At 70.0% G+C, this 17,107-nt stretch carries 18 protein-coding genes, 2 tRNA genes and 1 pseudogene; 6 read left to right on the forward strand and 15 right to left on the reverse strand.

Translation table 11 applies throughout. The features are described 5' to 3' along the window. The first annotated feature begins 244 nt into the window (after positions 1-244). The 3 genes from BLT59_RS29725 to BLT59_RS29735 all read left to right on the forward strand — a co-directional run bounded on the left by BLT59_RS29725 (position 245) and on the right by BLT59_RS29735 (position 2,471). Positions 245-448 (forward strand): CsbD family protein, encoded by a 204-nt coding sequence (locus BLT59_RS29725; protein ID WP_091789524.1) that lies wholly within the window; start codon positions 245-247, stop codon positions 446-448. 66 nt (positions 449-514) lie between these two features. Next, on the forward strand, positions 515-1,930 hold the full coding sequence (locus BLT59_RS29730; protein WP_091789672.1) for a TAXI family TRAP transporter solute-binding subunit: 1,416 nt from the start codon (positions 515-517) through the stop codon (positions 1,928-1,930). A 64-nt stretch (positions 1,931-1,994) separates the two neighbouring features. Beyond that, the gene (locus BLT59_RS29735; protein WP_091789675.1) at positions 1,995-2,471 is read left to right on the forward strand and encodes a YidB family protein; all 477 of its coding nucleotides are present in this window, start codon (positions 1,995-1,997) and stop codon (positions 2,469-2,471) included. Positions 2,472-2,553: 82 nt separating this feature from the next. Here BLT59_RS29735 and BLT59_RS29740 read toward each other — a convergent pair whose 3' ends face one another. From BLT59_RS29740 to BLT59_RS29785, 10 genes are all read right to left on the reverse strand, one after another. Continuing rightward, a complete protein-coding gene (locus BLT59_RS29740; protein WP_091789677.1) occupies positions 2,554-3,537 on the reverse strand; it encodes an ABC transporter substrate-binding protein in 984 nt (327 codons plus the stop codon). Positions 3,538-3,682: 145 nt separating this feature from the next. After that, entirely contained in the window at positions 3,683-4,948 is a 1,266-nt protein-coding gene (locus tag BLT59_RS29745) for an adenylate/guanylate cyclase domain-containing protein (protein ID WP_091789680.1), read from the reverse strand. After that, on the reverse strand, positions 4,945-5,343 hold the full coding sequence (locus BLT59_RS29750; protein ID WP_091789683.1) for a response regulator: 399 nt from the start codon (positions 5,341-5,343) through the stop codon (positions 4,945-4,947). Before BLT59_RS29750 ends, BLT59_RS29745 begins: the two co-directional genes overlap by 4 nt. Further along, positions 5,340-7,370, reverse strand: coding sequence for a sensor histidine kinase (locus BLT59_RS29755; RefSeq protein WP_091789686.1), 2,031 nt, complete (start codon positions 7,368-7,370; stop codon positions 5,340-5,342). The genes BLT59_RS29750 and BLT59_RS29755 overlap by 4 nt, the downstream gene beginning before the upstream one ends. Then, a complete protein-coding gene (locus BLT59_RS29760) occupies positions 7,367-8,344 on the reverse strand; it encodes an ABC transporter substrate-binding protein (RefSeq protein WP_091789689.1) in 978 nt (325 codons plus the stop codon). The genes BLT59_RS29755 and BLT59_RS29760 overlap by 4 nt, the downstream gene beginning before the upstream one ends. A gap of 138 nt (positions 8,345-8,482) precedes the next feature. Next, the gene (locus tag BLT59_RS29765) at positions 8,483-10,792 is read right to left on the reverse strand and encodes a TonB-dependent receptor family protein (protein ID WP_091789692.1); all 2,310 of its coding nucleotides are present in this window, start codon (positions 10,790-10,792) and stop codon (positions 8,483-8,485) included. A gap of 57 nt (positions 10,793-10,849) precedes the next feature. Next, positions 10,850-11,245, reverse strand: a complete 396-nt coding sequence (locus BLT59_RS29770) for a DUF2946 domain-containing protein (protein ID WP_091789693.1) — start codon at positions 11,243-11,245, stop codon at positions 10,850-10,852. Between the two features lie 19 nt (positions 11,246-11,264). Further along, positions 11,265-12,647, reverse strand: a complete 1,383-nt coding sequence (locus tag BLT59_RS29775; RefSeq protein WP_091789695.1) for a PepSY-associated TM helix domain-containing protein — start codon at positions 12,645-12,647, stop codon at positions 11,265-11,267. Positions 12,648-12,686: 39 nt separating this feature from the next. Continuing rightward, a complete protein-coding gene (locus BLT59_RS29780; RefSeq protein ID WP_244514203.1) occupies positions 12,687-12,998 on the reverse strand; it encodes a hypothetical protein in 312 nt (103 codons plus the stop codon). A gap of 200 nt (positions 12,999-13,198) precedes the next feature. Continuing rightward, positions 13,199-13,272 (reverse strand) — tRNA-Gln (locus BLT59_RS29785). A 176-nt stretch (positions 13,273-13,448) separates the two neighbouring features. On the opposite strand from BLT59_RS29785, the gene BLT59_RS29790 reads away from it, so the two are divergent. Together BLT59_RS29790 and BLT59_RS29795 are read left to right on the forward strand one after the other, a co-directional pair. Beyond that, positions 13,449-13,538, forward strand: a tRNA-Ser gene (locus BLT59_RS29790). 79 nt (positions 13,539-13,617) lie between these two features. Beyond that, the gene (locus BLT59_RS29795) at positions 13,618-13,803 is read left to right on the forward strand and encodes a hypothetical protein (RefSeq protein ID WP_244514204.1); all 186 of its coding nucleotides are present in this window, start codon (positions 13,618-13,620) and stop codon (positions 13,801-13,803) included. A gap of 463 nt (positions 13,804-14,266) precedes the next feature. Here the strand turns inward: BLT59_RS29795 and BLT59_RS32060 are convergent. From BLT59_RS32060 to BLT59_RS29825, 5 genes and pseudogenes are all read right to left on the reverse strand, one after another. Further along, a pseudogene (locus BLT59_RS32060) lies at positions 14,267-14,673 on the reverse strand (CsbD family protein). A 67-nt stretch (positions 14,674-14,740) separates the two neighbouring features. Further along, complete coding sequence (locus BLT59_RS29810; RefSeq protein WP_091789701.1) at positions 14,741-14,941, reverse strand: CsbD family protein; 201 nt, start codon at positions 14,939-14,941, stop codon at positions 14,741-14,743. Between the two features lie 88 nt (positions 14,942-15,029). Beyond that, positions 15,030-15,956, reverse strand: a complete 927-nt coding sequence (locus BLT59_RS29815; RefSeq protein WP_091789703.1) for a PhnA-like protein — start codon at positions 15,954-15,956, stop codon at positions 15,030-15,032. Between the two features lie 49 nt (positions 15,957-16,005). Then, positions 16,006-16,512 (reverse strand): CsbD family protein, encoded by a 507-nt coding sequence (locus tag BLT59_RS29820; protein ID WP_091789706.1) that lies wholly within the window; start codon positions 16,510-16,512, stop codon positions 16,006-16,008. Between the two features lie 63 nt (positions 16,513-16,575). Continuing rightward, complete coding sequence (locus tag BLT59_RS29825) at positions 16,576-16,749, reverse strand: CsbD family protein (RefSeq protein WP_091789709.1); 174 nt, start codon at positions 16,747-16,749, stop codon at positions 16,576-16,578. A 113-nt stretch (positions 16,750-16,862) separates the two neighbouring features. Here BLT59_RS29825 and BLT59_RS29830 point away from each other — a divergent pair. Beyond that, positions 16,863-17,107, forward strand: a 245-nt coding sequence (locus BLT59_RS29830) for a helix-turn-helix domain-containing protein (protein ID WP_139174156.1), incomplete at its 3' end; no start/stop codon positions are given.

Below are 17,107 nucleotides of genomic sequence, written 5' to 3' on the forward strand. Positions count from 1 at the left end.
CGCGCTCGCCGCCTTCTTCGGCGGCCGCCTGGGCGCGCCGAAGCCCGCGAGCCTGCCGGGCGCCTACGAGACCCGGCGCGTCTGAGCGGCCGCGGCCCGGTCCCGGATCGTTCGGCCCCGGATCGTTCGGCCGCTTACCCCCCCCTCGGCGCCCGCCACCGTGCGGGGGCCGTCCACCCCGGCGGGCGGAACCTGCCCGACCGGACATCCTGACCCCGACCCCAACCCCCAAGGAGCGCACGCGATGAGCAGCACGACCGACAAGATCAAGGGCCTGGCCAACGAGGCGGTGGGCAACGTCAAGCAGGCGGCCGGCAAGGCGACCGGCAACGACAAGCTGGTGGCCGAGGGCAAGGCGCAGGAGCTGAAGGGCGAGGCGCAGAAGACGGTGGGCGACGTCAAGGACGGCGCCAAAAACCTCGCCGATAAGATCACCGGCAAGCACTGACCCCGTCCCGCGGCGCCGGCCGGCCTTGTGTCCGGCGGGATCGCCCAACGCGCGAGACCAGCGACGATGCGGCGCTTCGCCAGCCTCTTCCTGCGTCAGGAATTCGTCTTCCTGGCGCTCGCCATTCTGCTGAGCGTTGGCGCCGGCGTGGCCTACTGGGTTTCGCGCGCCACCGTCCTGACCGTCGCGGTCGCTCCGAAGGACGGTACGGAACCGGCCCTGATCCAGGCCTACGCGGACGCTCTGGCCAAGAGCCACAAGGAGATCCGCCTCAAGATCCTGCCCTTCGACGACGTGCGCGACAGTGCCGAGGCCCTGGGCGCTGGCCGGGCCGACCTCGCGATCGTACGGCCGGACGTGGAGCTCCCCGACAACGGCCTGACGCTGGCCATCCTGCGGGACCAGGCGATGATCATCGCCTCGCCCGAAGCCTCCGGCATCGCCCGCTTCCCCGATCTTGATCGCAAGCGCCTCGCGATCCTCGCCCATCGGGACGCCGACGAGGCGCTGATCCGCGCCATGCTCGACCATTACGGATTGACGCTGGTCACGACCGAGCCGGAGGGCGGGCTGCCACCGCGCCACGTCGCCCTGGTCGAGATGGCGGAGAGCGACCTCGGCGCCGCCTTCGCGCGCAAGCGGGTGGACGCCGTGATCTCGGTCATCGCGCCGACCGCGCCGACCGCGCAGCGGATCGTCGGCCTCGTTCAGGCCGCCAGCCGCAGCCGCAAGATCTCCTTCGTCGACGTCGAGAACGCCGAGGCGATCGTCGCCCGGCTGCCGCGGCTGCAGGTCGTCACCATGCCGGCCGAAACCTTCGGAGGCAGCCCCAAGGTGCCGGCCGAGGACGTTCGCACGGTCGGCGCCTCGTACCGGCTGATGGCCCGCGCGGACCTTGCCCGTTCGGTGGCGGCCGACGTCACCCAGCACCTGTTCGAGCTGCGCAGCGCCATGGCCAACGTCACGCCGGCCGCCGACTACGTCCAGGCGCCCGCCTATGACGGGACCGTCGGCGCGACCAGCGCCCGGCTGCCGATCCACCCCGGCGCCGTCGACTATTACGAGCGCGAGCAGCAGAGCTTCATCGAGCGTTACGAGACCTGGATCTATCTGCTGGCCTTCCTCGGCGGCGGCGTCGGCTCGGCTCTGGCCTGGATCGGCCAGCGCCTGTCGCGCCTGCGGCGCGAGCGCGTCGAGGAGGCGACCGACCGCCTGCTCCAGATCCGCCAGGAGGCGCAGGCGACGGCCGATCCCGGGCGTCTCGAGATCCTCGCCCGCGAGATCGACGACCTCGCGGGCGACATCGCCAAGCATGCGCTGGAGCGGCCGACCGAAGCCCGGACCATGTCGGCGGCGACCATCGCCATCGACGCGGCCCGCTCAACGGTCAAGCGCGCCATCACGGCCGGCCGGAGCGCGGATGACGGATCCGCGTTGACCGGCAGGACGGTCGCCGCCGACACCGCCCCGAGATCGGCATGACCCGTTGCGGCGGCCCACCGCCGTACCACCCGGGCGAAAGCCCGCATCAAGGAAGGACGACGCGATGAGCAAGGGATATCCCTCGATGACCGCCCTGCTGGGATTGCTGGCGGTGGCCGGCTACCAGAACCGCGACCGGATCGCCGAGTGGCTCGGTGGCCACGCCAAGGACGCGTCCCGGTCTCCGACGCCGCAGGTTCCGGCCGGAACGGGATCGACCGTCCCGGCAAATCTCGATCGCCTGCTCGGCGGCGCCAGCGCGGGGGGCGTCGGCGGCCTCATCGCCGGCGGTCTGACCGAACTGGTGGACCATTTCACCAAGGGCGGTCACGCCGAGACCGCACAATCCTGGATCAACAGCGGGCCGAACCGCGAAATCCCGACCGCGGATCTCGAGCGCGCCATCGGCCCCGACACCCTTGCGGCTCTCGAGCAGCGGACTGGCCTGAGCAAGAGCGAGCTGCTGGCCCGCCTCTCGCGCGATCTTCCCTCGGCCGTTGACCGCTACTCGCCGGACGGGCGCCTGCCGGCCTTCAGCTGACCGCCCGCGTCGTCGCGACCGCGGCGGTCCCCGTGCGGGGCCGCCGCGACGCCGATGCGGACGGCGCGTCGGTCCGAAACCGCTATTCGACCAGCTCGTCCACCGTCGCCATCAGCGACGGCGTGATGGTCAGCCCGAGCGCTGCGGCGGTCTTCAGGTTGAGCAGCGTCGTGAAGCGCGCGCTGGCCTGGACCGGGAGCTCGCCGACCACCGCGCCGCGCAGGATCCGATCGATGTAGCCGGCAGCCCGCTCCACATCCTGCGCGACGCTGGTCGTGTAGGCGGCGAGACCGCCGAGCCGGACCGGTGCCGCATAGGCATAGACCGCCGGCAGGCGGCAGGTCGCGGCCAGATCGACGATCCGCTGACTGTAGATCCCCGTCACCGCATCCGGCAGGATGAGGAGGCCGCCGTTCGGCTGCGCGGCGAAGCCGGAGATCGCGGTCTCGATCTCGGCGGCATCGTGCACGCCGGCGATCCGCGCATCGATCCCGAGTTCGGGGCCGATCCGGGACAGCTCGGCCGCGTAGCCTGCGAGGCGCGCGCGATAGTCGGGATTGAGCAGCGCAAGGGCCCGCGTGACGCCGGGGCTGAGTTCCTTGAGAAGCTGCAGCCACTTGCCCACGAGGACGAAGTCGAAATTGGTGAAGCCGGTTAGGTTGCCGCCGGGACGCGACAGGTTGGTCACGAAGCCGCCGCCGATCGGGTCCTGGAGCATCATGAAGACGACCGGCGTCGTCTTCGTCGCGCTCTGGAGCGCGGTCGCACCGACGATCCCCTGTGCGAGCACCACATCGGGTTTCTGCGCCAGGATCTCGTCCGCCTGCAGGCGCATCCGTGCGGCGTCGCCATTACCGTATTGCAGGTCGACGGCGAGGTTCTGGCCCCAGATCCAGCCGGCGCGCTTCAGACTCTCCCGCAGGGTGTCGACGATGACGGGACTGTCCGGGTGCGCTTCGCCGTAGACCAGGAGGATCCCCAGGCGACGCTGGCCCTTGGCCTGGCCGGCGGCGAAGGTGGGCCACGCGGCCGCACCCAGGCCCGCGATGACGTCGCGCCGTCTCATGCGCCGGTCTCCCGTCTACCACCGTTCCGGCCGGCCGCGCTCGGACAAGGCTCCGACCGCGTGCCAGGGGACGGTAATAGGCGGTGCCTTAAGGCGCGGCTATCGCGGCCGTCGATGCAGGGATGCGCGCTGGCCGGTCCGGACCTCAGCCAACCTCGACGCGGCTCCCGCTCCCCCCGTTCAGCAGGCGCTTCAGGTGGAAGGCCGCGACCCCGTCCTCGGGGCGCAGCCCGACCAGGGCCGCGAAGGCCGGCAGGGCGCCGGCCTCGCCCGCCTCGAGCTTGGTGTAGGCCTCCTGGTACTGCGCGAGCAGCCGAGCCGGATAGGCCGCCTCGGTCAGGGGTTCGTAGGCGCGCAGGGCCGTCTGCTTGCCGCGCAGGAGCAGATCGCCGAGGGGGCGGCCGCGGAACTGACCGGCCCGGATCACGACCGCGTCGCTGACGCAGATCCGCGTGCCGAAGGCCTTGTTGGCATTCTCCAGGCGCGCGGCGGTGTTGATGGTGTCGCCGTAGGCCGTGTAGTCGAAGTACCGGCTCCCGCCGAAATTGCCGACGATCGCCGGCCCGGCATGGACGCCGATCCGCGTCACGCCGATCTCGATCCCCCGCTCCCGCCAGCGTTGGCGGAACTCTTCCGCCGCGCGGTCGAGGGCCAGGGCGCAGTCCACGGCACGAGCCGCGTGGTCCGGCTGATCCCCCGGCGCCCCGAAGAGCACGTGCAGCGCGTCGCCGACGATCTTGGCCACCGTCCCCTCGTGGGCGAAGACCAAGTCGGTCATCTCCGCGAAATAGCCGTTGAGGATCTCGGCGAGCTGGGCCGGATCGAGGCTCTCCACCAGGCTGGTGAAGCCGGCGATGTCGGTGAACAGGGAGGCCACGTCGCGGCGGTGGCCGCCGAGTTCGAGACCCGACGCGTCCCCGGCGAGCCGCTCGGCGAGGTTCGGCGAGAAGTACCGGGCCAGGGAAGCGTGGGCGCGTTCGGCCAACGATTGCCGCCGCCGCCCCTCGCGCAGAGCCTCGACATGCCGCAGCGTCCGCTCGATCGTCGTCTCGAGATCGGCGAAGTCGATCGGCTTCGTCAGGAAGTCGAAGGCGCCCCGGTTCATCGCCGTGCGGATGTTCGCCATGTCGCCGTAGGCCGAGACGATGATGGTCGAGGGACGCTCGGCGAGATCCTGGAGCTTGGCGAGCAGCGTCAGCCCGTCCATGCGCGGCATGTTGATGTCGGACACGACCAGATCGACGTCAGGCTGTTCCGCGAGGCGGTCCAGCGCCTCCTGTCCGTCCTGGGCGAACAGGAACGTGACGATGCCCTGACGGATCTGACGACGGAATTTCTGGGTGATCAGCGCCTCGAGATCCGGCTCGTCGTCGACGACGAGGATCTTGGCGCTGGGCATGCCGGGCGTCATTCGGCCCCCGCGAATGCGGAGAGCCGGCGGTCGATCTCGGCTTTCAGCACGGCGAAGTCGATCGGCTTGGTGATCAGGCCCACCGCGCCGGCGGCGCGGACCTTCTCGCGGGTTTCCGCATCGCCGTAGGCGGTGATCATGATGACCGGCACGTCGGGCCGGGCGGCGCGCACGAGCGGCAGCAATTCGAGGCCGGTCATCCCGGGCATGTTGATGTCCGACAGCATCAGGATCAGGCTCGGCTCGTTGGAGCCGTTGATCCGCTCCAGGGCTTCCGCCGCCGAATGCGCGAAGGCCATCGCGAAGCGTCCGGCGCGCAACTCGCGGCGGAACTGCTGCCGGAACAGGTCGGTGACGTCGGGTTCGTCATCGACGACGAGGATCAGGACGTTCATGGCTGGCTCTCGGTCTCGGTCGCCGGCTGGGGGGGCGTGGCCGCCGTCGCGCTCCGTCGCGGCAGGACGATGATGAACTCGGTGAAGGCGCCCGGCTCCGTGGCGACGTCAACCGTCCCGCCATGCTGCTTGACCAGGATGTCGTGGCTCAGCGACAGGCCGAGCCCCGTGCCCTCACCGGCGGGTTTGGTGGTGAAGAACGGGTCGAACATCTTGGCCCTGACGCTCTCGGGAATGCCGGTGCCGTTGTCGCGCACACGGATCTCGATGCTGTCGCCCCGATCCCGCGTGGCGACCGACAGCGTCGGCGCGTAGCCGGGCTCCGCGCTCTCGATCTTCTTCTCCGTGGCGTAGAATCCGTTCGACATCAGGTTGAGCAGGACCCGCGTGATCTCCTGAGGATAGATGTCGGCAATGCCGGCTCCCGGGTCGTAATCGCGCACGAGGCTCACGTTGAAGCCGGGCTTGGCCGCACGGGCACCGTGATAAGCAAGATTCAGGCTTTCCTCGACGAGGGCGTTGACCTCGACCGGGCGATGCTCACCCGACCCGGTGCGCGAGTGCAGCAGCATGTTCTTGACGATCGAATCGGCGCGTTTGCCGTGCTGGACGACCTTCTCGAGATTACCCTTGAGAAGCCCGGCGATCTCCTCGACCTCCGCGCGCACGGTCGGATCGAGCGTGGCCGGCTCGAGCACGTCCCGAAGCTCGTCCACCAGCTCGTGGGAGAGCGAGGCGAAATTGTTGACGAAGTTCAGCGGGTTCTTGATCTCGTGGGCGATGCCGGCGGTGAGCTGCCCCAGGGACGCGAGCTTCTCCGACTGAACGAGACGGTTCTGTGCCCTCTGGAGATCATCGAGCGACTGGTTCAGGTCGCGGGTCCGTTCCGCGACCTTGGCCTCGAGCGTCTCGTAGGAATCCTGCACGCGGCTCGCCATCGTGTTGAACCGGTGCGCGAGGGTCTCGATCTCGTCGCCCGTGCGGATGACGATGCGCTCGGACAGGTCTCCGGCGCCGAACCGCTCCGCCCCGTCCTCGAGCGTGCGGATCGGGACGACCATGCGCCGGGCCAGGAAGGTGCCCGCCACGGCCGCCAGCAGTACGCCGAGGCCCATCAGCGAGGTGGTCTGGATGACGGATTCCAGGGCCGGACCCATCGCGTCGCGCAACGATTCCTGCACGAACACGATCCAGTCGACCCGCGGGATGGTGGCGTGGGCCGCCAGAACCCAGCCGCCGCCGAGGCCGGTGGTGATCTCGTAATCCTGTCCCGCCAAGTGCGAGCCGGGCAGCGCTGCGGCGACCTCGGGCAGGCCGGACAGGTCGGTGTCCCGCAGGACGAGGCTGAGATCCGGATGCGCGATCAGCCGGCCGGCGGAGGTGGTCACGAAGGCGTAGCCGTGATCGCCGACATTGATCGCGCTGACCACGTCCCAGATCAGCTTCAGATTGACTTCTGCCACCGTGACGCCGGGATCACGGCCGGCATGCGCCACCGAGACGGTCATGTAGGGCTCGGAGCCGCGCCGGAAGTAGACCGGGCCGAACCACGTCTTCTGGCTGAGCGCCTGGGTGAAACGCGGCGAGGCCGAGAAATCCTTGCCGCTGGCGACGGCATCGGGTTCGAGCCGCGACACCCGCAGCTGTTCCTTCCCGGCCGGATCCAGATACGCGACCTCCGTGATCGCTGGCGCCTGGCGCAGGAGGCGGATGAAGTCGTAACGCTGCTGCTCGGGCGACACGCGCCGCCACTCGGCGCGGGTCGTCCAGCCGACCTGGCTCTCGATCCCGGACAGGAAAGCATCGACGCGTTCGGCGGCCGCCCGAGCCTTGGTGCGCTGCGTCTCGATCGCCGTCCGCTTGGCGTCGTAATAGTTCAGCGTCAGATCGACCGCCCCGTTGATGAGCAGCACCAGGCTGACGAGGCCTACGAAGGCCACGGCGAATTTCTTCGCGAGCGGCAGGCGCAACCAGCGCGGCAGCGGCTTGGCGCCCGGCGGCGGGGCGAGCGGGCGCGGCGCCGTCATTCGACGATCTCATCCGCCTGGGCGAGGAGCGCCGACGCGATGTCCACGCCCATGCTGCGCGCGGTCTTGAGATTTACGATGAAGTCGAATTTCGTGGGCGCCTGGACCGGCAGGGTCGCGGGATTCTCGCCGCGGAGGATGCGAGCGACATAAGCGGCGGCCCGGCGGACCGTCTCCACCGGATCCGGTCCGTACGACATCAGGCCGCCGCGATAGGCGAAGCGCCGGATGGCGAAGACCGCCGGGATCTTGTGGCTCGTGGTGAGCGCAACGATGCGATCGCCGTTCGCCTCGCTGAACGTGCCGGGCGCGACGATCAGGCCTCCATCTCCCTGCCGCGCCAGATCCGCTATGACCGGATCGATCTCGGCCGTCGTCTCGACCTTCAAGACCAGGGGCTCGATCCCCAGCGCGGCCGCGGTGCTGCGGAACGGCTCGGCATACAGGTTCTCGCCGCGAATCTCGGTGCTCGCATTCGACAGGAGCGTGACCCGCCGCAGGCTCGGTACGGCTTCCTTCAGGGCCGCCACCCATTTTCCGCCGAGCGGGGCCTCGTAGAGCGTGAAGCCGGTGATGTTCCCGCCCGGGCGCTGGAGGCTCTCCACGTATCCGAAACGGACCGGGTTCGAGGCTCCGACGAACACGATGGGAATCTGCTTGGTCAATGCCGCGACGGCCGAGAGCTGCGCGCTGAGATAGGCGAAGATCACCTGAGGCTGGGCGGCCACGAGTTCGGTGGCGAGAAGGCCTGTGCGCGCGCGGTCGGCACCGGCCCAGCGATCGTCGACCGGCTGATCCGCGTGGACTTGCTCGCGCAGAGCGGCGTGAAATGCGTCCGCGAGGGTCCGGCCCTCGGCATCACCCTCCGCAAAGGGCCAGAACGCCACGACATGGGCCTGCGTCTGCGCCCGGACGGCGCGCGGCCACCCGGCCAGCGCCACGGGCAATCCAGCGATGACCGTTCGCCGCCTCATCCGACCATCGCGCCACGTCTCCGCCTACGGCCCCGGCCGCGCGGACCGGACCGCGCGCCTGGCCCGGCCCCTGCGATCGATCGCTGGAGCATAGTGCAAGCTCGGCCTTCGCACCACGCGCGAGCCCGGGCGCGGTTATCAAAATGCCAGCCTCATCCCGCCGACGATGTTCCGCGGCGCACCCGCGAAGATCGACCCGGTGGTGGTCGCCAGCACGGCCGCGCCGTTCTGGAGTCCGGTCGTGCCGTTGATCCCGTTGGCGAGGTTCTGGGCGGAGGCCACGTAGGTCGTGTCGAACAGGTTGCGCACCTCCAGATAGAGGCTGAGCCGCTTCGCGTAGCCGCCGGGCAGATCCGTGGCGTAGTGCAGGTTGGCGTTGACGATAGCGTAGCCCGGCGCCTTCAGCAGGTTGGTATTGTCGAGGTAGAAATCGCCCTGGACGACCGTCTCCACGAAGGCGCCGAGCCCCGCGAGCGGGCCGCTCGGCACGTCGTAGCCCAGTCGAGCCAGAAGCTGGTGGGTCGGAACGCCCGGGATCCGGTTTCCGGCGCGGTCGAACGACCGGGTCAGGCTGCCGGCGCTGAGCTGCTCGGTGTAGCGGGTGTAGATCTGGTCGTCGAACGTGTAGGCGAGCGTCCCGCGCCAGCCGGGCGCGAAGGCCCAATCGGCGCCGGCCTCGATGCCGCGATGCTCGGAAGCCGGCGCGTTGAACGTGTAGGCGAGCAGTCCCGCCCCCGGCGATTGCGAGACCAGCTCGTTGCGGAAGAATTCGTAGAACCCGGTCACGCTGAGGCGGAGATCCGTCACCGGACTCCACTCCGCGCCGAGATCGAAGCCGAGATTCTCCTGGGTCTCGAGCTGCGTGTTGTTGCCCGGCAACCCAGCCGGGGTGATGAACAGGTTGCTCGCCGCCGGCGTCGTGTAGCCGGTCGCGACCCGGCCGCGCAGCGCCCAGGCCGAATCCGGCCGGTAAACCAGCGCCAATTCGGGGGCGACGTTGAGGAAGGATCGGTTCGCGTCGGCCACCGTCTGCGTCGTGCCGCTCGCCGTATACGCGTAGGCGAGGTTGCGGCCGGTGATGGACGTGGTCTCGGCGCTGAAGCCGACGATCCCGGTCCACTGGTCCGACAGCGCCAGTTCGAGCCGCGCCCGGCCGCCGAGATTCGACTGCACCGCCGCCTGATCGCCGATCAACGCCCCCAGGCGCGGGCCGCCGTAAGGCGCACGGTTAAACGTGGTGATGTGGTTGTCGATCGTGTTGTAGGCCAGCGCGACGTAACCGGTGGCCGGCAGGCCGAACAGGTCGCCCCGCCGGGTCAGGTCCGTCAGGAAGTTCCAGGACGGATACGAGCCGCGAGACGAGGTCGTGTAGAAAGGCTGGTTGAAGTTGCGCTCGTCGAAACCGAGCTGCGTGCGCCAGGTGGTGAACGCGTCGATGTCGTGCTCCCAGCGGGCCGCCACGATGGTCCGGCGGTCGTTGCGGCCGAAGCCGCCCTCGTCGGCCGTCACCGGCACGGTCGCGCCGAAAGCCCCGTTCCGGAACAAGTTGAAGGTGGTGCAGCCCGGCGCGGCGCTCGTCGCGGCGGCGCAGCCACGCTGGTACGGATTGATGGTGTACTGGGCCAGGGACGACCGGGCGGGAAGGTTCGCGTCGAGGGTGTTGTTGATCACCTTCAGGGTGAACCGGTTGTCCGGGGTCGGGGTGTAGCTCGCGAGCAGATCGATGGTCTGCGTGTCGTAGCCGGCATGGTCCTGATAGCCGTTGGCGCGGACATCGCTGGCGAACAGGCTGATCTCGAACGGACCGCTGACGCCGCCGACCGTGAAGTACTTGCTGAGATAGCCGAAGCTGCCGGCATCCAGCCCGATCTCGTAGCCGTCGATCTCCCGGCCGGTGCGGGTCCGGAACGCGATGGCGCCCCCGGTGGCGTAGTTGCCGAAGAGCGGCGATTGCGGCCCGCGGAACACGTCGATCCGGCTGTAGGCGCGGGGATCCGTGAGGTCGAACCGCGACGCCCCGTCCGGCTGGGTCAGGATGAAGCCATCTTCCAGAACGACGGTGTTCTTGATCACGCCGGTGGAGCGGGCGTTGTTGCCACGGATCGAAATGACAACGTCGCGACCGCCATTCCCCTGCCGCACCGTGACGCCGGGGCTGTTGACCAGGACCGATCCGATGCTGGTCGCCGGCCGATTCGCGATGGTGTCGTCGCGGCCGATGCCGGTGACGATCTCGCCCACGGGATGCTCGATGACCGACGGCGCCGAGCCCGGTGGCGCCGCCACGCCGTAGGGCCTCGGGGCGGCTCGGCCCGCGGCGGGCGCGGCCTCGCCCTCCACGGAAAGTTCGTCCAGCGTGACGGCGGACTGGCCGAGGGCGGGGAGGGGGCTTCCGGCGAGCAGAAGCGCGAGGGCGCTGCCGCGCAGGACGGTCTGGTCGGGCATCATCGGAGGTCTCGTCTGATCGGTCGGGAGAGCGGCGGGGCCACCCGGAGGAGGCGGCGATCAGGCGAAGCGGGGCGGGCCCCGGGGCTGGCCGAGGACGGGGACGGCCGAGGCGGCGAGGCCGGAGGGCGGAAGCAGCCAGGCCACCGTCTCCCAGCGCAGGTGGTGCGCGAGGCCGGGCAGCGTCGGGAGAAGCGGCGGGACGGCACCGGCACGACACAATCCGCAGAGGCCGCAGCCCGCCATCGCCGGCGCCAGCGGCCCGATGCCGGCGTCCACCGCCTGATCCGGCGCGTGCCCGCACAGGATCAGGCCAGGGAGCGCCGCCGTGGCCTGCGCCATCCGCAGGGCGACAGCCGGGGCCAGCGCCTGGATCCAGAGCGCGAGCACGATCAGCCCCGCACCCAGAAGGCCGGGATGCCTGTGCTTCAGGGGTGGATGTTTCTGCACGGGCATGGCGCCCGTCTGATCCGGATCAGCCGACCCACCGACTTCGGAGCCGGTCCGCGGCGAGATCGAGACCGACCATGGCGGCGATCGCGAGGCCGGTCATCGGGAAGAGCGCCCCGAGCCCGACGATCATCAGGGTGACGGTGAGGATCACGCGCCGGCTCCGCGGCCACGGCGGCACCCCCAGCCCGCCCGCCGGGCGGCGCTTCCACCACATCGTTCCGGCGGTGACCGCGAGCAGGATGGTGGCGAGGCAGAAGCCCAGCATCGCGAACTGGTTCGCGCGGCCCCAATGCTCGCCCTTGTGGATCCCGATGCCGTACTGGATCGCACGGCCGACCGGGCCGAGGTCGGCGAAACGGATGTCGACCAGCGGCCGGCCGGAATGCTGGTCGAGGGAGATCACCCGCTGTCGGGTGACGTCGCGCGGGTAGGCGGCCGCCGCGTAGACGCCGTCGGCACCGACAGGCAGCGCCAGCTCGAATCCGCGGGGCATCTCCATGCGTCCCAGGATCGCGGCGGCCTCGTCGATGCCGACGCTCGCGGCCGCCGCGGTATCCGGCGCGGAGCGCGGCACGGGCGCGTCCTGCAGGGTCCAGCCCGGATCCTCCAGCCGGTCGCGCAACGGCACCGTCGAGACCGGGCGGTTCGCCCAGAGCGCCGCCGGCTGGCCGAGGCCCGCGGCGTTCGACCATGTGCGCAGCTGCTGCCCCCACCAGATCGACCAGGGCAGTCCGGTGAGCGCCAGAAAGAGCAGCCCGCCGCCGGCCACGAATCCGGTGACGGCGTGGAGATCGCGCCACCACACGCGCCGGCGGGGCGTGGCGCGAATCGTGACGACGCCGCCTGTCTGGCCGCGCGGCCACCACAGATACGTGCCGGTCACGACCAGGATGACCGCGAAGCCCGCGACGATCTCGATGGCCGCATTTGCGAAAGGACCGAGCAGGGCCAGGCTGTGCAGCCCCCGAACCACCGCCATGAATTCGCGATCGCGGTCGACGCGGTCGAGCACGTCGCCGGTATAGGGGTTCAGGTAGACGAGGATCCGCCGCTCACCCACCGCCATCGTGACGCGCGCGGCGGCGTCGGGGGCGGGAGGATCGGTATAGGTGACGGGTACGCCATCCGGCACCGTCTGCAGCGCGTTGAAGATCAGCCGATCCGGGCCGATCGGCACGGTCGTCTGGGGGACAACCCTGTTCCGGTACGCGAACAGGCTGCCGTTGATCTCATCCTTGAACAGATAGAGCGCGCCGGTCGCCGACAGGCTGATCAGGAAGGGCAGGCACAGCAGGCCGGCATAGAAGTGCCACCGCCAGACAGCCCGATAGATGGCGTCGCTGGACGCTCGCCGCGTGGCGGCCGCCCCGTATGCGGGGGCGCCGCCGTGAAGAACAATCGACATGAGGGAAGGTCCGGGCCTGAGCGATCGGGATCGGGATCGTCAGGCCCTGGGCGGACCTCGCGCGGTGTTGGAGTAGGCGGGAGGTCCGGTCGCCGGGATCGTGGCTTCGGGCCGCCACGCGCAGTGCGTCGCCGGCGCCGAGGGCCAGGCCATGGTGGCCGGGTCGATGACCGGCAGCGTCAGTGTCCCGGCCTGCACGACGGTGCAGCACGGGTGGACGTGCAACACCTTGCCGCCGGGTTCTCCTGTGGAATGACCGGCACAGAGCAGGTCGTCCGGCCGGTCCATCGCCTGGGCGGGCGTAGCGAAGCCCAGGAAGGCTTGGAGCAGCAGCGCGTAGAGCGCGATCATGCCGATGATCGCACGCCCTCGGACCGACTGGGGCTGGCACCGGCGCATGGGCCGATCTAGGCAGTCGCGCCGCTTGGCGTCAACGTGGGATGACGGCCCGGCATCGCTCGATGCGGCGGAATCTTGGTGATGCCACGTCGTCGGCCGGGGAGCGGGGAACAAAAAACCCGCCGGATCAAGGATCGGGCGGGCGGCTTCGGTGGCTGGGGGACCTGGATTCGAACCAGGACTAGAGGAGTCAGAGTCCACCGTTCTACCGTTAAACTATCCCCCAATCAGCCGTAAGCCCGGCGCATCCGATGTCGAAGTGGCGGGGCTAAACCCGCGCCGCATCGAGCGGCCCCGGGCGTGGCGGTGAGATAGGCGGAATGTTTCCGCAGGTCAACCGGGTGTTCTCCTGTTGACGCACCCTCGGCGGCGGCCGTAACCGTGAGGCCGCGGATGCTGCCAGGAAGGGTGGCCGAGTGGTTTAAGGCAGCGGTCTTGAAAACCGCCGTGGGGGCAACTCCACCGTGGGTTCGAATCCCACCCCTTCCGCCAGCAGGCATTGATCGCGAAGAGAAATTTCCGCCGGTCGGCGGTTCACCCCACCATCTGCCCCACCAGCTCGCGGGAATCGATGGCCAAAGAACCCGCGACCGTCTCCGAGCTGCGCAAGGCCTCCGAGGTCACCGACCAGGAGATCGACGCTGCGGTCGACGCCGTACTCGCGGATCTGGCGACCGAATCGTACCCGCTCGCGAATGGCTGGCCCCTCGATCTCGTCGAGATGCTCCGCAGCATACCCGCGCGGCCGAAGCACTGAACACCGACAAGCTGGCCTGGAAGCGCAACATGGTCCGGACCGCGATCCTGTTGGCACACCCGGTGAAGGCGCGATTCCCGAGGAGGATCCCGTGGCCGAGGCCGTTACGGTCCTCACCTCGCGCGGGCATACCGTCGAGCCCGACGACTTTGAGAACTGGCGCGTGGATGGAGGCGACTGGCTCAGCGCCGGCGACCTGCTGGCCTGGGCTATCCTGCTCGGCCTGCTGTGCCTGCCACCGCGAGCAGCCCCAGCAGGGCCGTCATCGAGGGATATCCCTTGCTCATGTCGCGTCCTTTCCGTGGGTGATGGGCGGAAACCGCCGTGGGGCGGGCCGCGGCGCTACCCGCGGCCCGGACCGCTCAGTAGCCCCGGCGCGGGGGCGTCGCCGCGCGGCCGGTCACCCGGCGCGAGACGAAGGCGATCACCCTCGGCAACAGGAAGGCGGTGAGAAGCTTGCGGATCATCGGGATCTCCTGGATTGAGAGGGTTCAGCACGAGGAGCGAGCCAGCCCAGCGCGAACGCGACGCCGACGAAGGCGAGGAGCGTGGTGGTGCGATGGGTGTCGGCGTACCGGATTGCCTGCCGGCCGTGGGTCCGGGCCCGGCGGCGGGCTTCCCGGCGTAGTGCCGCCCGTCCTCGATCAGGTCGTCGGCCCGCTCCCGTGCCGCGTGGGCAAGGTGCCGCCCATCGTCGACGAGATCCTCGGCCCGGTCGCGGGCGCGGCCGTAGGCGTACTGGGCTCCGCCAGCCACCTGGTTCACGGCCCCTCGCGCTTGGCGGACCGGGTCGCCGGCCAGGCCGCCGATGGTAGTCTGGGCGCGACCCTTGAGGTGACGGGACGCGCCACGCATCTGGTCGCGGTTCATGGGATGCCTCCTGTTGGGAATGGAAGGATTGGGCGGCGCCGGACACCCCCGCGCCGCCCGGTCAGTCTCAGCGACCGGTGATCTTATCGGCGACGGTCTTGGCGCCGTCCTTGACGTCGCCGACCGTCTTCTGGGCTTCGCCCTTCAGTTCCTGCGCCTTGCCCTCGGCCACGAGTTTGTCGTTGCCGGTCATGTTGCCGACGCCCTGCTTGACGTTGCCCACGGCCTCGTTGGCCAGACCCTTGAGCTTGTCGGTCGTGCTGCTCATCGTGTGCACTCCTGCTTCGCGAGTGAGGCCGGATGCTCCGGCCGGCGATGACCTCCGTTCTGTCTGCGCGGAGGCCGGTGGAAAGGGTTCAGAGACGCCGGGCACCGTAGGCACCGACCGTGGCCACCGGCTTCGGGGCGCCGAGGCGACCGCCGACGAAGGAGGCCAGTGCGCCGAGGATCAGCGCGATGGCGGCGTAGAAGGCGCCCTGGGTCGCGGCGGACTTCGCCGTCACGGCAGCGGCCTCGGCCTTCTGCTTGGCGGTGGTGACGGCCTGCTCGTACTGCTTCTGGTAGTCGTCGATCTGCGCCTTGGCCTGGTCGGGCGAGATACCCTGGGCCTTGGCCAGCGCGTCGGCTGCGCGGGTCTTAGCCTGCTCCTTCTGCGCCGCGTCACCGGTCAGCAGGGCGCGAACCGCGGCCACCGCAGCGTCCTTGGCCGCCCGCGGGTCCTGGCCGGCGGACTGCTGGCGGACCTTCTGCTCGATGCCGTCGAAGGGGTTTGACATCTTCGACAGCGACGGAGCCGCAGCCGTGGCGGCGGTCTGGATGGTGCCGCCGACGAGGTTGCCCGCGCCGCCGAGCGCGCTCGACACGGTGCCGAGGGTGCCGCCGACGATGCCGCTCGCGGCCGAGGTCAGCAGGTACAGGACGACCAGCGTCGTCACCGCGCAGGACACCAGCCCGTGCAGGGCGGCCGCTCCCGGCAACGGCTTGCCCGACATCTTGCCGGCGACGAGCCCGCCAGCCAGCGAGGCGGCGATGCCCGAGGCCACGAACCAGATGCCGGCGCCCATCGAGACGGCGGAGGCCGAGGGGTTGTCGGCGGCGGTGGTGCCGACCGAGGCGAGGCCCACGCCCACGCCGACGAGGTTGACGATGACCTGGGTCACGAGGGCGGTCACGGCGCCGGCGAAGATGGCGCCCCAGGACACCTCGTTGAGCAGCACGGCGCGGGTGTCGGCCTGCGCGGCTGCGGTGGCGAGGGGGGACGCCGTGGTCTGGATCGTGGTCACGCTTTCACTCCGGGTATTGGGTCGTTCGTAGCCGAGAGGCTGTGGTGGCTCAGTCGCGGTTCGCGTTGACGAGTAGGGCAAGGCCGAAGCCGACGGCACCGGCGATCAGCAGGGAGGCGAGCGGGTACTCGGCGACCTGGCCGCTCACCCCGCCGTTGCCGTGGCGCAGGGCGCGAGAGCCGCGCTCGTAAGCGTCCTCGGCGTAGTCGGAGGCGTCGTCCGCGGCCCGGCGCACGGAGCGCTGCGCCCGGTCGAAGTGCTCTTCGGCGGCTCCCTGGGCCCGGCGGGCGCGGTGCTCGACGTCGTCGGAGCCGACGAGGTCGCCGACCTTGTCCCGGATCCTGCCGCCGATGTCGCGGGCGGTGTCTGCGACGTGCTCGGCGGCGTCGCGGACGGTGTCCTTGGCCTGGCCGTACAGGTTCTCGGCCTGGCCGGCCGCCTCGCGGGCGCGGCCCTCGACCGAGTCCCGCTTCGAGCCGGTGATGTCGCCGACGGCACCCTGCACCTTGCCGCCCAGTTCCTTGGCGGCGCCCGTGATCCGATCCGTGTCAACCATGTCGTTGTCCTCGTGTGATGGGTGGTGGGATGGCGCCTCGACTTTGAAGCGCCCCCGGGCATGTCAGCGCCGGTCCGAGCCAGCGGGCTTCGTCCCAGGAGCCTCCGCGGCGCGGGCCTCCCGCTTCTGCCGGCGTCCCTCGGCTTCGATCCGGGGATCACCCGTCAGCTTGCCGAGGGCCTCCTTGACCGAGCCCTTACGGTGCTCGGTCGAAGTGTAATTCTTGTCTTCGGTCATGGTTGTTCCGTTCCTCTGGAGAAACCCTTTACCGAATTTGAGATATCTAGCAGTCTAGTGCAGTGACGCGGACGGAGGATTCACGCAGGCGGTGAGGCGTGCGAGTCTGGGCCATGGCTCAGACGGTATGCGTTCTTCTCGATGCGAGCGACGCGGCACGGCTGGCTGCGATCGCCAGCGACCGCTCTCGCCCGCTCAAACATATCCAGCGCGCCCGCATCGTCTTGCTCTCGGCCGAGCGCCTGAGTGTCCAGGACGTCGCCCGGCGAGCGGGCGTCAGCCGTCCGGCCGTGTGGCGCTGGCAGCGGCGCTACGCCGAGGCGGGCGTCGAGGGTCTGCTGCGCGACAAGACGCGTCC

Origin of the sequence: Methylobacterium sp. UNC378MF (assembly GCF_900103195.1) — a bacterium.
In the GTDB taxonomy this organism is placed as follows: domain Bacteria; phylum Pseudomonadota; class Alphaproteobacteria; order Rhizobiales; family Beijerinckiaceae; genus Methylobacterium.